This window comes from Vibrio sp. 10N.247.311.51 (assembly GCF_041467855.1).
Lineage (GTDB): Bacteria > Pseudomonadota > Gammaproteobacteria > Enterobacterales > Vibrionaceae > Vibrio > Vibrio coralliirubri.
In genome coordinates, this window is sequence record NZ_JBFSVK010000040.1 from 1 (window position 1) to 15,097 (window position 15,097).

Consider the following 15,097-nt stretch of genomic DNA (forward strand, 5'->3'; position numbering starts at 1 on the left):
TAGCGAGTAGCGAGTAGCGAGTAGCGAGTAGCGAGTAGCGAGTAGCGAGTAGCGAAATTATTTAGGGTTGGCGTTTAGCGTCAACCCTTTTTGCTTCTGTGCACCTAAGAGATGTTAAGCACTGAGCTCTTGGATTTGAGCAACAATCGCTTTTAATCCATTACCACGAGATGGGCTAAGGTGGGTAATTAGACCGATTTGTTCAAAGTAACCATCAATATCGAACGCTTGAACCTGCTCTGATGTTTTTCCATCATACGCAGCCATTACTAATGCAATCAGACCGCGAACGATACGCGCATCAGAATCAGCACAAAAGTGCCAAACACCATCGATATTCTGAGAAACCAACCACACTTGGCTTTCACAGCCAGAGACAATCACCTGCTCACTTTTCAGTTCATCAGGCATCGTTGGCAGTTTCTTACCCCATTGAATCACTTGGCGATAACGGTCTTCCCAGCCGCTGAATGTCTGCATTTTCGCGACAATATCATCACTGGTAATTTCAGTGCCGAATGGAGAGCTTGGGAATGTGGTCATTTTAATATCCAGTCGATTATTAATTGAGTAGAAGACGTTACTTAGTGTGCTTTTGAATCAGCTTTTCAACGATACGCGAAACAGCCACAAAACCAAACGTCGCGGTTACAACCGTTGCCGCACCAAAACCCGTCGCACAATCCATGCGCTTTGGACCTTCTGCTGTTGCTTTCGCAGCACATACACTGCCGTCAGCTTGAGGGTATTTCAGCTGTTCAGTTGAGAACACACAATCGATACCAAACTTACGTGCTGGATTCTTAGGGAAATTATGATGACGACGAAGGGTATCTTTAAGCTTCTTCGCTAGCGGATCTTGAATCGTCTTAGTCAGATCAGCCACTTTGATTTGAGTGGGATCGATTTGACCACCTGCACCACCGGTGGTGATCACCTTAATTTTGTTGCTACGACAATATGCCAACAGTGAAGCCTTAGCTTTCATGCTATCAATCGCATCTAACACAAAGTCGAACTCTTTCGATAGGTATTCAGCCTGATTGTCTGGGCCAATAAAGTCGTCAATCAGGTTAACTTTACACTCAGGGTTAATCAGCTTAACGCGCTCTGCCATCACTTCGATTTTGCTTTTACCAACGGTACCCGACATTGCGTGGATCTGACGGTTGATGTTAGTTACACACACGTCATCCATATCGATCAAAGTCAGCTCACCTAAACCAGTACGAGCAAGCGCTTCAACCGCCCATGAACCGACACCACCAATACCGATCACACACACGTGTGCTGCTCTAAGTATGTCGACTTCACTATTGCCATATAGGCGACGGGTGCCACCAAATCGTTGGTCATAGTTTTCTGAAGCTGGAGTGGTCAATTCACGCATTGTTGCCGCCAATTTATTTCTGAGAAAAAGAAAAGAGTGCGTTTTATACGCACTCTTGAATAAAAAGTCTAGGGGATTAGCGATTCGCTTTCAATGCCCTATTTTATTGTCGCTTACTCAACCTTTTCAGGAGGCAAAGCCCAAGGCGCTTCAGTTGCGCTGCCATCTAAACCGAGCTTCCACACACGACCAAAATGCTTGTAATGGCCCGCTTCAGTTCCTGCTCTTGGCCCCATACCGTGGTAAAGGTCCAAATGGTTTTGCTTAACCGCGCCGCCCGTATCCAAAACCAATAGCAGTCTTAGTTGATGAGCGCCGCTCCAAGTACCATCAGCATTCAATAATGGAACCTCAGCAAGAATCGGCGTCCCCATAGGCAAGATAGAGCGATCGCCCGCAACCGCCGCCATAGGTAATAGAGGAATGCCCGCGCTACCCATCACAGATAGGTCGTCTCTCGCTTCAAAAAACACGAAAGATGGGTTTTGCTCAAGCAGCTCTTTGACCACTTCAGGATCGTTTGCCAATACCCACTCTTTGATTGCTTTTAGCGACATTTTTTCGCGTGGAACTAAGCCTCGTTCAATCAGAACACGGCCAATGCTCACATAAGCTTTATTGTTCTTACCCGCGTAGGCGAAATACTGCAGCGTGTCATCATCACCGAAGTGCACAAATCCACTGCCCTGTACTTCCATCATAAATGGGTCGATACGGTTGGCTGAGTAACCTAACTCAAGGCCCTGACCTTCTAGTGCACCGTTGTAAATCTCTTGGCGTGTTGGACACTCTTTACCACACTCAGGAAGCCCGTAAACAGGGTAACGATATTCTTCATTCGCTTCGTGGCGCAGCTCCATCACAGGAGAAAAGTAACCCGTGAACAAAACATTACCTTGCTTATCACCACCGCCTAGTTGAGCAGTTTGAACGCCAAAATTAGCGAGTTCGCTTGGATCCCCACTCAGCATCGCCCACTCATTGAGTTGTTGATAAAGCGGCTCATAGATTTTAGCCATCGAAGGGGATTTAGAAACCACCATCTCAGCTTGCTCTGCAAATGCGGTGTAGTCTCTTGGTTTATTGGATTCAACCTGATCGACCTGATTCAAGGTGCGGGGAAATTCGTCATCAAGGTGTTGTTGAGCAAGATCAGTGGGTTGAGCACAGCCAAATAGCAAAGAGGCCGCGACTAGGGGAAGCCATTTTTTAATCACAAGAGTCATCCTAAAAATTCTATGCATCGAGGATGACAAAAACAGTCAGATAACACAATCGTAGATTGTAAGAGTTTACAATAAGATAACCTACCGGACGGAGTTATCGATGTGACCTTTAAGACGGAAGATGGGATTGTAGTGACTGTCAGAATCGAGCACCATTTCTGTATTGTCAGAGTTGGTCATGCGGAAGCGATAGGTTTTATCACCCGCCTTGTATTCAAAGTAGTTACCGTCAAAATCAAAGCTCGTCGAAACAACAGATCCACGAACTGACACACCATTAGCATTAAGTACAAACTCATCTGTCGCATAATGTGCAACATCCTGCTCTATCCAAGTACCGTATATCAGATTGTCGGGCGTCGCCGCATCTTGCACTCGGGAAAGCACATCGCCGAACAAAGAAACCACCGCAAACGAACCCACCAAGGCTAGAACCATTAAACAGCGTTCAATAATCTTACGCTTCAACTTAGATTGATTGCGCTGATCAGCTTCGCTGTAGAGGCCTTTGGTTATCTCATCGATTTTGTTGTTTGTCGCTGGAGCTTGTTGCATTCGGTGACTACTCATAAGGATGCTATGCGCATTCTACACTGAGACAGTTTATATATTGAAGCCTAGATAAGAATAGTTTGCGCTTTATTCCAAAAAGGTGTTGTTTACATTTGAATTTAAATGCTAAATTATCGAATAAATAAACAAAATGGACTTGTTCTGTGAAATTAAGAAGTACAGCGCTAGTAAAAGGTTTCAGACAATCAACCCCTTACGTAAATGCTCACCGTGGCAAAACCATGGTCATTATGCTGGGAGGCGAAGCCGTTGCCGACAGGAACTTTGGTAACATTATTAGTGATATAGCCTTGCTCCACAGCCTTGGAGTAAAGATTGTTCTCGTTCACGGGGCAAGACCGCAGATCAACCAATTACTCGCCAAGCAAGATTGCCATACGCCTTATCATAAGAATATTAGGGTCACTGATGAATATTCTTTGGGCGTCGCTATGCAGGCTGCAGGCCAACTACAACTTGCCATCACAGCTCGACTTTCGATGAGTTTGAATAACACCCCGATGGCAGGCACTCAACTCAATGTGATGAGCGGCAATTTCATTACCGCTCAGCCGCTAGGCGTCGATGACGGTACGGATTATTGCCATAGCGGGCGTATTCGTCGAATCGATATCGAAGGGATCAATCGCACGCTTGACCAAGGTTCTATCGTACTGCTTGGCCCTATTGCTAGCTCCGTGACTGGCGAAAGCTTTAACCTGCTTTCTGAAGAGGTCGCAACCCAAGTTGCTATTCGTTTAAAGGCCGACAAGCTGATTGGCTTTTGCTCAGAACAAGGGGTAACAGATGAACGCGGTAACGTGCTCGCCGAGCTCTTCCCTAAAGACGCCAAGCAAATTCTAGAACGCTTAACGGAATCTCAAAACCCAGCCGAAGACATGAGCACAGGAACACTGCGCTTCTTGAAAGGAGCGATCTCCGCTTGTCGTGCTGGTGTGCCTCGTTGTCACCTAATTAGCTACAAAGTAGATGGCGCATTAATCCAAGAATTGTTCTCTTTTGATGGTATTGGAACTCAAGTAGTCATGGCGAGTGCCGAGCAAGTAAGACAAGCTCAGATTGACGATATTGGTGGCATCTTTGACCTTATTCGTCCTTTGGAAGAACAAGGCATTCTCGTTCGTCGCTCAAGAGAACAATTGGAACAAGAGATTCACCGTTTTACGATCATCGAAAAAGATGGGCTGATTATTGGTTGCGCTGCGCTATATGCGTATCCGGAAGATCACATGGCAGAGATGGCGTGTGTGGCGATTCACCCTGACTATCGCGATGGAAACCGTGGGCAATTGTTGCTGGATTACATGCGTCACCAATCAAAATCTCGTGATATCGACCAAATTTTTGTCCTTACTACGCACAGCCTTCACTGGTTCCGTGAACAAGGTTTTTACGAGATAGCAGTTGATGAATTACCGATGGAAAAACAAGGGTTATACAACTATCAGAGAAACTCAAAAATCTTGGCGCTCAACGTATAAATAAAGTTTTGGAGCACAATCTCACTTCGACAGAAAAATAATTGCAAATGTAATCGTTTTCTATATGGGATTTATTAACTATGCACTTTCACTCACACGTATAATTGTATAGAATTTAGACGCTTTAATAATCTTAACAAATGTTTTTATTGGAATTGCCATCTCGATAGTCACATCGAACTCATTGAGGTGGTCACTGCACGGATTGCTATACCCGTTGACGGTCAGCACGCTAACATTAGCTCTGCTCGTTAATATAAACAGCAAAAAGAGCAACATTGATATGAGAACCATTGTTTGTAACTCGCTGCAAAGTTTTTGGGATATGGCTGATAACCAATTCTTAGAAGGGCTAGACGTACACTGCGTGTTCCCTGTTAGCGAGAATCTAAAAGAGTTTATTTTGAATTGCCAAGCAAAGTACAAGATAAACCACATATCGTTTACTCGAGCGTTTTTAAGCAAAGAGTCTTAATAACGTTCAAAGCAACCAGGGATGGTTGCTTTGTGTTTATCTAGATCTAAGTTCAAGCCCTTCTCTAGCGGCTCGTTAAAGACTAGTTGGTTAAACGACTGCCTAAACCACTCACTCGCTCTGTTTTCACCTTAATCCCACGCTTCAACACGTTGGTATCGCTGAACATCATCAGTCGATTCTTCGCACGTGTAATACCGGTATAGATAAGCTCCCGCGTTAAAATAGGGCTGAAATCTGGCGGCAAGATCATTAAGGTCAGATCAAACTCACTACCTTGAGATTTGTGTATTGTCATTGCATAAGCCGTTTCATGATCGGGCACTCGGCTTGGCAGCACAGCTTTCACACTGCCGTCTGGCAACTCAAAATACACCTTCAATCGAGGTGCCGAACTTGCCTCATTTGACTCTAGATTAATTGAATCGGCTTCGAGCATACAGATACCAATATCACCATTGTACAAACCTAAACCATGATCATTACGCGTCATCATGACTGGTCGCCCGTGATACCACAGTTCATCATTATGAGGGCTCACCAAACGTCTTGCGGCCAGTGCTCTTTCAATTCTGTGGTTGAGGCCTTTAACACCAAAGTCCCCTTCACGAATGGAACACAACAGTCGGCATTGGCTGAACAAATCGAGTACCGATTTTACGCGTGCTTCTTGAGTTTCTAACTCTTCCAATGGCACATTCATTCTATTGAGGTACGCACCATACTCGTTAACCAAGGTACGCAGCATCAAGTTATAGCTGTCACTCGACAGAGGGTGGTTTTCGATATCGCCAAATCCTTTAGCAAACACTTGATCTACTTGATTCGCAGAGCCGTTGTTGATTGCTTTTGCCAACTGCCCGATACCGGAGCGCGCATCGAAACGATAACTCTTCTGCAGCATACACAAGCTATCCGCAATCGCAGGCGGATTCACCGCTCCAGCTTTGTCTTGTCTGGGTTTAGCTATCGCATCAAAACCTGTCATCTCTGCAATCAAATTGCCTTGCGCTGTGCTGTACCCTGCAGAGTTGAATGAACAGATATCACCGAGCACAGCACCTGCCTCTACTGAAGCGAGTTGGTCTTTATCACCCAATAAGATGAGCCTTGCGTGCTCAGGAAGTGCATCAACCAGCTTATACATCATCGACAGATCAACCATAGAAGCTTCATCCACTACCAAGATATCAAGGTGGAGTGGATTGCGTCGGTTATGTCTAAACTCAGCACGGTTAGGAATCGCGCCGAGTAATCTGTGTAAGGTGCTGGATTCTGTTGGTATGTTGGCTTTTACTTCAGGCGCTAATGGCAACTGTTCAATCGCTTTACCAATCGACTCGGTTAAACGTGCCGCGGCTTTACCCGTCGGTGCCACCAGTTTAATCGTTGGCGTTTTACCTTGGCTGAGCGATTGCTCGACCATAGCCGACAGTAATTTGGTTACTGTGGTCGTTTTACCGGTCCCCGGCCCACCAGAAATCACCGCAAAACGACGACTCAGTGCCACCGCGGCTGCAACTTTTTGCCAGTTCAAACATGCCGATAACGGAACCAAGTCGTCCAGCACATCTAAGTCCGTCACTTGCTTGGCTTGCACTATCGCTTGGTCGATTGCGCCCCAATTCAAAGATTGCTCATCGACGATATCAAGATAATCACACACCAGCTGTTGGCGTAATACTTGAGACGTCTGTTGGTTTGCTTCAGCCTTGGCTAAAGCGTTAAAGAGAAAGTGATAACTACGTGCGAAGAGCTGATTGAGTGTTTCCGTCAGCGCCTTTTTCTGTTCAATATTGAACTCTACCGGCTTACTTAAACGGTTCAACGTTTCTGCCAGCACAACCTCGTAGTTCCAGTAACGCTGTAAGTAGACACGCTGTCCATCAAACATCAGCGGCTTAACGCACTCATTGGTTGTCCCAACTAAATTGGACGATTGAAGTATCGTCATCCAATCAATACCCATCAACTTTTGATTCAATTGCAGGGCAGTTTCACCGTACAACCCAAGTAACTGAGCTAGATCTGCCGTTTGTTCAGCGCCTACCGTATGCTGCTGTATAAGCTGAGTACAAATGTGCCCCTTGCCTAATTCATGGCTCACCACCCCAGCCAGAAAGCCGATCTCTTGAGGGTGACTCGTCGCTTGCTGCGTAATAAAACGGGCAAACTGATAATCCAACTGACGAATCGAGCCCTTATCCGCGAGGAACTTGAGTACATCCATGAGCTGTTCAGGAATAAGTGAAACTGGCTTTACAGAGTTCGCTGTTTCCATATTAGTCGTCGTTGTCATTATAGAAGCCCCATCTGTCCAGTTTCATTGTCATTCAATTGTGCTGAACGTCTGTCTATCACTTTACCGTCAATCAATTGATCCATTTCATCGAGCAAAGCCAATGTAGGTTTAGCCGAGAAAATACCTTGTTGAGATTGGCCGTCCATTCCTCTTAAAAACAAGTAATAAACCCCACCAAAATGTTGTTCATAACTGTAATCTGCAACACGGCTGCGTAAGAAACGATGCAATGCCAACGCATAGATTTGATATTGCAGATCGTAACGGTGGTCGGCCATCGCCGATTTCAATGCTTCACCATGGTAGACAGCAACATCATCACCTAAATGGTTCGATTTCCAGTCGAGGACATAGTATTTGCCTTGATGCTCGAACACCAAATCGATGAAGCCTTTCAACATGCCTTGCACGGTTTGAAAGCCAAGGTCACCCGCTTTTGCTGATAGCGGATCGTGATACTGAATGGTTTGATTCAATTCAGATGCGGCTAACACTTCGATCGGCAACAAGAATTCCATCTCGACTAATCGTTGCGTTGGGTCTTTCTCGCTTAGTTTTAAGTTCTTACCATCCAACGCAGTGTTCAGCACCGTATCGACAAGCTGTTGAAGCACGGGTAACCACTCGAGTTCGTATTGTTCTGACTCTAATAAGTGATTGATTACTTGCGTGTTATGTTCGCTGGTTGCAGGCTCGGTAAATTCAACATCCTCAAACAAGGTGTGCAAGAAGGTACCCGGGCGAGCGCCTCGAGGGAACGTGAATATAGAACGTTCAGGTTCAATCAATTCCGACTCATCTTGTTCATCCGCCGAGTCAATATCAAAGCCAGACACCTCAATAGTCGCATCATGGCTTGCTCCGTGGCTGCCCTGTTTGACTAGTCCTGAGTAACTGGTGATACGCCAAGCTCGGTCAATTGAAACCTTGAGTTCACTGGCCTGTAAGTCGTCACTCACTTGTTCTGCTTGTACAAAAACTTGCTCGTGAGCGGTTGGTGTTTCAGACAGTAGTACGCTTGAATTCTTACCCTCAATCGCTGACAGAGCTTGGTGTAACTCGGCGATGCCTTGCTCTTGTCCGTTTTGAACCAAATAACCCATAGCACTCAAGTGAACGCCAGTTGGCTCTTTGGTTGAACGCCCTTTACGTAGCGGTGCCATACCAATAAAACAGCCATAGACCGCTCGAGTCAGCGCTACGTAAATCAAACGTAGATCTTCTGCCAATCGCTCTTTGTCGGCTTGTGCCAAAGCACTATCACTGCCAGTAATATCCAGTACTGTGGTATCTGAATCATGATCGTAGAACTTGCCTTCGCTCGCTTCTCGGTAGCTCGCGACAAACGGCAAAAATACGAGGTCATATTCCAGACCTTTCGACTTATGAATAGTAACGATTTGAACCAAGTTTCTTTCTGACTCAAGGCGTTGAATGTCGTCTTCACTGCCACCTAAACCATTCTGAGCATCGGAAATCGCTTCTGCCAACCAACGCAACAAACCATAGTCACTGTCGAGCTCTTGCCTTGCTTGTTGTAGCAGTTCGCCAATATGCATCAAATCAGTGAGTGAGCGCTCACCATTTTCTTCTTCCAGTAAGCGTTCCGCGAGATGTCGTTTGCTGATCACGCTGCGCAGCATGGGTAACACGCCACGCTGTAGCCACAACTTACGATATTCTCTAAATTCGTTAACGACGTTTTCCCACACCACTTCATCGTTGTTGAGTTCATCCAATGATGCAGCATCCAGAGCAAACAATTCCGACGCTAAACTGGCGCGTAATGCACGATCATTTTCTGGTGTCAGCACCGCTTGCAACAAGCGTTGAATGTCTTGCGCGACCAAGCTGGTAAACACACTGTCTCGGTTGGATAAATACACGCTCGCGATGCCTTGCTCAGAGAGCGCGTTCTTGATCAGGCGACCTTCACTACCGGTTCGAACCAAGACAGCAATATCACCTGCATTCACGGCATGTTGTTTTTTGCCGTTATCAAAATAGGCTTGTTGATTTTGAGATGCGGTCAGAATGGTTTGAATTTGACTCGCTGTCGCCTCGGCCATGGCTTTGTGATATTCGCCTTTTGGTAATGGCTTATCTTCAGCCTCCTGCAGCCAAAAGGTCAGTGCGTGCTGAGTTTCTCCGTTCATCACCCATTGGCGTTTATCAGCCGATGGGCTAGCAGCTACGGGCAAAAATGGAATGTCTTGGTCGTAGATAAACGGGCTATCTGAATTCATAAACACTTGGTTTACCGCACTGACCATGTCAGCACTCGAACGCCAGTTAGTGCCTAACGTATAGTGAGCACTAACTTGGTTTCTTGCCTTGATGTAAGTAAAGATATCCGCGCCACGGAAACCATAGATCGCCTGTTTCGGGTCACCGATCATAAACAGACCGCATTGCGGGTTATCAAGGTAGATTCGGCTAAAAATACTGTATTGAAGCGGATCGGTATCTTGGAATTCATCGATCATCGCCACCGGGTAAAGCGTGCGAATTCTTTCCACCAGCAAGGATTGCTCATCGACATCAATCGACGCCGATAACTGAGTCAGCAAGTCATCAAATGATAGCCACTGCTTCTGTTGTTTCGCCTTGGCTAACATAGTTCGACAATGGGTAATCGCATGCGCCAGCAATGGAGCTTTCAAGTCGGCTGGGTGATTTAAGAAATCTTCAATCGCTTCGAAAACGGCATGCTGAGGCGCAGTGCCCTTTGGTGTTTTTTCAATTAGAGTGGCTTGAGAGAACTTCTCTAATTTATCTGGGAACTGATAATCATGGGTGTCGCTCTGTGCCCATGCTGTCACCGCTTCTAACCATGTCGGCAGAGATTTCTTAGTGTAGCTACGCTTGTTCACATCCGAGCCAGAGATCAAAGCCAAAAAGTCCGCTTCAGATTCACACCACAGCGCTTTAAGCTGCTTCACTTTGTCTAGGTTTTGATTGTGTAGAGTTTGCAGATCGCCCGACATCGCATCTACCGTTAGCTTCAGCGGAGAGCCCGTCAGGTAACGGTTTACGTCAGCCAATAACAAAGCGGGAGAACCCCAAATATTTCGTACCTCACCAGCCAGTTGAATCGGCAACGGGTAAAACTGCTTACGCCAGTAGTCAGCTACCACTTGCGCTTTCAGATGGCTTTCATCGGTCACAAATTCATTATCAAAACGGCTTCCTGATTCAAAAGCATTTTGGGTCAACATTCGCTGACAGAAACCGTGAATGGTGTAGACCGCTGCTTCATCCATTTGTCTTTCAGCATTAAGAAGAGTTTTAGCCGCGCCAGCATGATCATCGATGGCTTGTAACAAAGGCGCAATCACTGGGTCGTCACTTTGCCCACGTGCAAACGCAATACGTGCATCATGAATACGAGCACGGATACGATCTCGCAGCTCAGCGGTAGCCGCTTCGGTAAAGGTCACCACTAGAATTTGGTCTACGGTTAGTGGCTCATGGTGTCGTGTGGCTTCAGTCAGATCACCTTGTGGCGCAGCTGTGCCGTGCCCCAGCAGTAAGCGCAAATACAAGCCAGCAATAGTAAATGTTTTACCCGTACCCGCCGATGCTTCAATTAAACGCGCGCCATGAAGTGGAAACGTCATGGTATCGAGTGTTTTTGGAGCGATTACCTGAACACTGCTTGTGGTCGTCATGCCTTACTGCCTTTTGATAGATGAGTCTGTTAAAAATGTGACTATTGCTATAAATGTGACCTAGCGTGGAAAACGTCATTCAATTTACGTCCTACGCTGATTTGTTAATAGTTAGTGCGATCTCTCTCACGGATCAATTCGGATCGCCTCGCTACTATGCGCCCACGAGTTCAGGAGCGCGTACGAGTTTTGTACTTTACGACGTTACTTTGAACCACAGAATAATGGTCCCTCTGACCTGTGGCCGTACAGCGAACGCCCTACACTAATAATGATTTACTGGCGGCCACTTTATTTCCTGTACCTTGATTCACTTCACCTTGAAAGCAGGCGTCCCAAACGCTTACCAGCGACTCTCTTTTATCTTTCATTAATTCAGCGCACTCGCTATTGATCTTGTCGATCACAGCCACCTACTCCTGATCTTCCATATCGGCTGCTGCCAACCTTGCCGCCTGCAACACAAGTGTCGAGTACATACGTGATTGAGCAGCCAGTTCATCATCCCACTTAGGCCAAATGCGTGAGATGTAAGTATCTCTGCCCTCGCCCGTAAAAGCGAAGCTGTCGTTAAAGGTATCAGCCATTTTCTTGAGCGACTTTTCTTCGTCATCGACCCACTTACCACGGCTAAAGCCCGCTTCAACACCTGCTAATGCGGTTTTCGGAAAATAAGGCAATGGCGCTGTCATGCCTTGGTAAAACAGTCGCACTAACTCAGCTAATATACTCTTCGCTTGCTGTGCATCGCCGATAGGCTGTAGCGTTTGGTGAACCACGCCCTCTTTTCTGTCATAGCCAATAATATGGGTCGTTTTTCCGTGTCCCATAACAGCGCAGGATAGATGATCAATCCACGCTGCCAAGTAATCTTGAGAGCGTATTTTTCCGCTACGGAAACGCACTAGACCCGATTGATAGTTTTGAGTTAACCACCCCATCAAGCGAACAGGCTTACCTTCGCCTAACACGTCAAACTCGATATTCACTTCGAGATCTTGCTGTGGCGAGCCGCTCACAAATCGAATCTCTTTGGCTAAGTCTTCCGCTTGAACACAGTTGGTTTCAAATTCGATATCACCAAAAGCTCCGACCGGTAATCGACCCTGTGCTTTTTGCTCAGAGACAAACAGTCGCACCGCTTCATCTGCACCTTCTGGGTGATCCAGCAACACTTGCAGCAACGCATCTTTAAGCTGGAAGCTCTCTAGGCCATTGAGTACGAATGGTTCATCGTCTTCCATTACCGGAAGTGGCGGTTCAAACACGACTTTGAGACGGCGATTAAAGAAATACTGCACTGGTAAGCGCCAGAAACGTTGGAGTTCAACTAGATCCAATTCCAACGGATACGTTGCACCCAACAAATAATCATCCAATGCGCGATTGAACTCACCACTGCGTTCACCCGAACGGTTAGCCGCAGGTAGCCACTCTTTGGCATAGCTCAATACATGACTCGCATCACCTTGCGTAAACGCAGCAGGGCTGAACGGTGTCATGGTATGTTCAAAGCTGATTGCTTGAGTCAGCTTGATGCCTGAATCATCGCTTGGTAGTGCTTGATCTTCACTTAGGCAGTAGTTCTGTTGGCAGTACTCTATCAATTCAGAAACCAACACCGACGGCACTCGCTCGGTATTATCTTGAATCGAACGGCCGACATAGCTGATGTATAAACACTCTTGTGCTGACAGCATTGCTTCTAGGAATAGATAACGGTCATCATCACGACGAGAACGATCGCCAGGTCGTGTGCGTCCGTTCATCAGGTCAAAACCTTCTGGTGGCATTGAACGAGGGTAAACCCCATCATTCATGCCCAACAGACAAACGGTTTTGAACGGAATAGAACGCATCGGCATAAGAGTACAGAAGTTAACCTGTCCCGCTAAGAAACGCTGACTAATACGGGCGCCCGACAGTTTATTATTTAGATACTGATAAATGATGCTTGGCGACAGTTCTTGTTCGTACAAGGCATCATCAAGCTGTTCATTCAGTTGTGAAAGTGCATCACGAATCGACTTAAGCACCACCTCACCTTCCAGCTCAACCGCAAAGAAATCATCAATCATTTGCAGCAAGGTTTCACGCCACATATCGATTGATTGTGTTTCAGTCAGACGCTGGCGGTAATGGGCAATACGATCGATAAAGTGCGCTAATTTACCAGCAAGTTCGGCGTTAATACCCTGAACTTCATTGTAAGCGGCAATTGGAGAGTGTTCGGTTTCAAACAAGCCCGCAGAGTCCGACATCGCATAGCCCAATAACATGCGCTGAATACCAAATAGCCAAGTATTTTGCTCGGTTGCAGGTAGATCAAATTCCGTTGCGGTAGAAGAGTCGACACCCCAACGGATGCCCGCTTCTTCAACCCATTGCTTGGCTTGCTCGAATTGAAACTCATCAATACCAAAGCGCGCCATCATTGCTGGAATCTCTAATAGCTCTAACAACTCAGACGCTAAACAACGCGTATTCGGTAGCGCGACCAGCTGCATGAAGGCGGTCAGTATTGGACTTTCTTGGTCGGCGGTTCTATCTGAGATTGAATATGGGATATAGCGCTCACCCGGGGCATTACCAAATACCGCCTGAATCGCTGGGCTATAAGCATTAATGTCAGACACCATCACAATGATATCGCGTGGTTTCAATGTCGAATCAGCATCAAACATTGCCAACAGCTGATCATGAAGGACTTCAACCTCACGCATTGGGCTGTGACACGCATGTACAGTCAACGAGCGATCACCCAACTCAACCACCTGTTTATGGTTGCTGGAATCTAAGATGTGGTCGTCTTGATGCTCTTCTAACTGGAGAATATCGGCTTGTAGTTGATGAAGTAGATTATCTCTCTCAACATCAATAAAGAATTCGTGCTCTTCACTGTCTGATTGAGATAGCAAGAACAGGTTATCTCTGCCCAACTTACCCATAGACGCCAGCAAGCTATTACCGACAGCTTGGCTGGTATGCAGTTCGTCTTCAATATTAGCTTCAATGCCATCTTTCAATGGTGAAGCTTCACCCTCCAATTTAGGTAAACCATCAACCAACGCAAACTGCTTACGACGCTGGGCTTCAACTCTTGCCAAATATTTACGGTCGCGAATATCGCCCCAGTAATGTTGGCAAGGGTTGGTAAACATCAAGTGCACATCAATCTGCTCACCGAGTGCTTTCAACGCATCCATGTAACGAGGAGGCAACGAAGAGATACCAAACACAAATAAGCGTTTAGGCAGATGTTGCAATTTACCTTGTTGATTAGCTAGCGCTTCAATGAAGTCGTGGTACAAATTGCCACGGTGGTATTTTGATTGGCCTTGAGACAGGGTTTGCTCATAGAGTGCTTGCCACAAAATCGGTTGCCAAGGGTGCTCTTGCTGCCCTTCATCATCGACCAATTCAGCAACGGGCTCTTCCGCTTCCCACATCGCCATCCACTCCGGTCGATACACCAAGTAACCATCGAAAATGTCGGCAATTTTCTCTGCCAATTGGTACAGCTTCGAATCATCCTCGTCGTTTTCAAGATAGCGCTGTAAAGGAAGAAAATCAGGGTGGTCAAGCTTAGCGGGTAGCAAACTCATCAGCTTCCATGTCATCGCTTCCTTGTTAAAAGCACTGCGTTTAGGTACATCAGGAAGCACTTGGGTAAACATATCCCAAATGAAGGTTGCTGGAAGTGGGAAATCGATATTTGCTGCTACACCAAACTCTTTGGCGAGTTCCATCTTAAGCCATTGAGACATACCTGGGCTCTGAACCAAGATCTGCTCTTTTTCGAAAGGGTTGGCTAAAGGATCACTTTTGATTAAATGAACGAGAAGGATTTTTAAAGTATCGACTTTATTGGAATGGTAAACAGTAAACAAAGTGCACTCACGCTAATCTTGCCACAATATAAAGCCAGATTAGCATAAGTGCCGAGTTTGGATTAGGAATATAAGCTTATGAAATACTG

The 15,097-nt window shown here is 46.2% G+C and carries 10 protein-coding genes; 2 read left to right on the forward strand and 8 right to left on the reverse strand.

Features of this window, described 5'->3' with window-relative positions:
- Nucleotides 1-114: 114 nt before the first annotated feature.
- The 4 genes from csdE to AB6E85_RS23945 all read right to left on the reverse strand — a co-directional run bounded on the left by csdE (nt 115) and on the right by AB6E85_RS23945 (nt 3,171).
- Nucleotides 115-543: a cysteine desulfurase sulfur acceptor subunit CsdE gene (csdE, locus tag AB6E85_RS23930; RefSeq protein WP_017059900.1), complete on the reverse strand. Its 429-nt coding sequence runs from the start codon at nt 541-543 to the stop codon at nt 115-117.
- Nucleotides 544-580: 37 nt separating this feature from the next.
- The gene (tcdA, locus tag AB6E85_RS23935; protein WP_050052889.1) at nt 581-1,390 is read right to left on the reverse strand and encodes a tRNA cyclic N6-threonylcarbamoyladenosine(37) synthase TcdA; all 810 of its coding nucleotides are present in this window, start codon (nt 1,388-1,390) and stop codon (nt 581-583) included.
- A 113-nt stretch (nt 1,391-1,503) separates the two neighbouring features.
- Entirely contained in the window at nt 1,504-2,616 is a 1,113-nt protein-coding gene (mltA, locus tag AB6E85_RS23940) for a murein transglycosylase A (protein ID WP_372144488.1), read from the reverse strand.
- An 81-nt stretch (nt 2,617-2,697) separates the two neighbouring features.
- Nucleotides 2,698-3,171, reverse strand: a complete 474-nt coding sequence (locus tag AB6E85_RS23945; RefSeq protein ID WP_050653300.1) for a DUF2850 domain-containing protein — start codon at nt 3,169-3,171, stop codon at nt 2,698-2,700.
- Nucleotides 3,172-3,332: 161 nt separating this feature from the next.
- On the opposite strand from AB6E85_RS23945, the gene argA reads away from it, so the two are divergent.
- Together argA and AB6E85_RS23955 are read left to right on the forward strand one after the other, a co-directional pair.
- Nucleotides 3,333-4,670: an amino-acid N-acetyltransferase gene (gene argA, locus AB6E85_RS23950; protein WP_017065782.1), complete on the forward strand. Its 1,338-nt coding sequence runs from the start codon at nt 3,333-3,335 to the stop codon at nt 4,668-4,670.
- 283 nt (nt 4,671-4,953) lie between these two features.
- The gene (locus AB6E85_RS23955; RefSeq protein ID WP_004735192.1) at nt 4,954-5,145 is read left to right on the forward strand and encodes a hypothetical protein; all 192 of its coding nucleotides are present in this window, start codon (nt 4,954-4,956) and stop codon (nt 5,143-5,145) included.
- Nucleotides 5,146-5,227: 82 nt separating this feature from the next.
- On the opposite strand, the gene recD is transcribed toward AB6E85_RS23955, so the two are convergent.
- The 4 genes from recD to recC form a co-directional block, all read right to left on the reverse strand.
- A complete protein-coding gene (recD, locus tag AB6E85_RS23960; protein WP_372144490.1) occupies nt 5,228-7,444 on the reverse strand; it encodes an exodeoxyribonuclease V subunit alpha in 2,217 nt (738 codons plus the stop codon).
- Complete coding sequence (gene recB / locus AB6E85_RS23965) at nt 7,444-11,118, reverse strand: exodeoxyribonuclease V subunit beta (protein ID WP_122081918.1); 3,675 nt, start codon at nt 11,116-11,118, stop codon at nt 7,444-7,446. Before recB ends, recD begins: the two co-directional genes overlap by 1 nt.
- Before the next feature lie 260 nt (nt 11,119-11,378).
- Nucleotides 11,379-11,525, reverse strand: a complete 147-nt coding sequence (locus AB6E85_RS23970) for a hypothetical protein (RefSeq protein ID WP_372144501.1) — start codon at nt 11,523-11,525, stop codon at nt 11,379-11,381.
- Nucleotides 11,526-11,531: 6 nt separating this feature from the next.
- Complete coding sequence (recC, locus tag AB6E85_RS23975) at nt 11,532-15,008, reverse strand: exodeoxyribonuclease V subunit gamma (protein ID WP_372144492.1); 3,477 nt, start codon at nt 15,006-15,008, stop codon at nt 11,532-11,534.
- Between the last annotated feature and the right edge of the window lie 89 nt (nt 15,009-15,097).

What these genes read in the sequence shown, in the direction of transcription:
- csdE (WP_017059900.1), bottom strand. Translation starts at nt 543, where the DNA reads ATGACCACATTCCCAAGCTCTCCATTCGGCACTGAAATTACCAGTGAT.
- tcdA (WP_050052889.1), bottom strand. Translation starts at nt 1,390, where the DNA reads ATGCGTGAATTGACCACTCCAGCTTCAGAAAACTATGACCAACGATTT.
- mltA (WP_372144488.1), bottom strand. Translation starts at nt 2,616, where the DNA reads ATGACTCTTGTGATTAAAAAATGGCTTCCCCTAGTCGCGGCCTCTTTG.
- AB6E85_RS23945 (WP_050653300.1), bottom strand. Translation starts at nt 3,171, where the DNA reads ATGCAACAAGCTCCAGCGACAAACAACAAAATCGATGAGATAACCAAA.
- AB6E85_RS23955 (WP_004735192.1), top strand. Translation starts at nt 4,954, where the DNA reads ATGAGAACCATTGTTTGTAACTCGCTGCAAAGTTTTTGGGATATGGCT.
- recD (WP_372144490.1), bottom strand. Translation starts at nt 7,444, where the DNA reads ATGACAACGACGACTAATATGGAAACAGCGAACTCTGTAAAGCCAGTT.
- recB (WP_122081918.1), bottom strand. Translation starts at nt 11,118, where the DNA reads ATGACGACCACAAGCAGTGTTCAGGTAATCGCTCCAAAAACACTCGAT.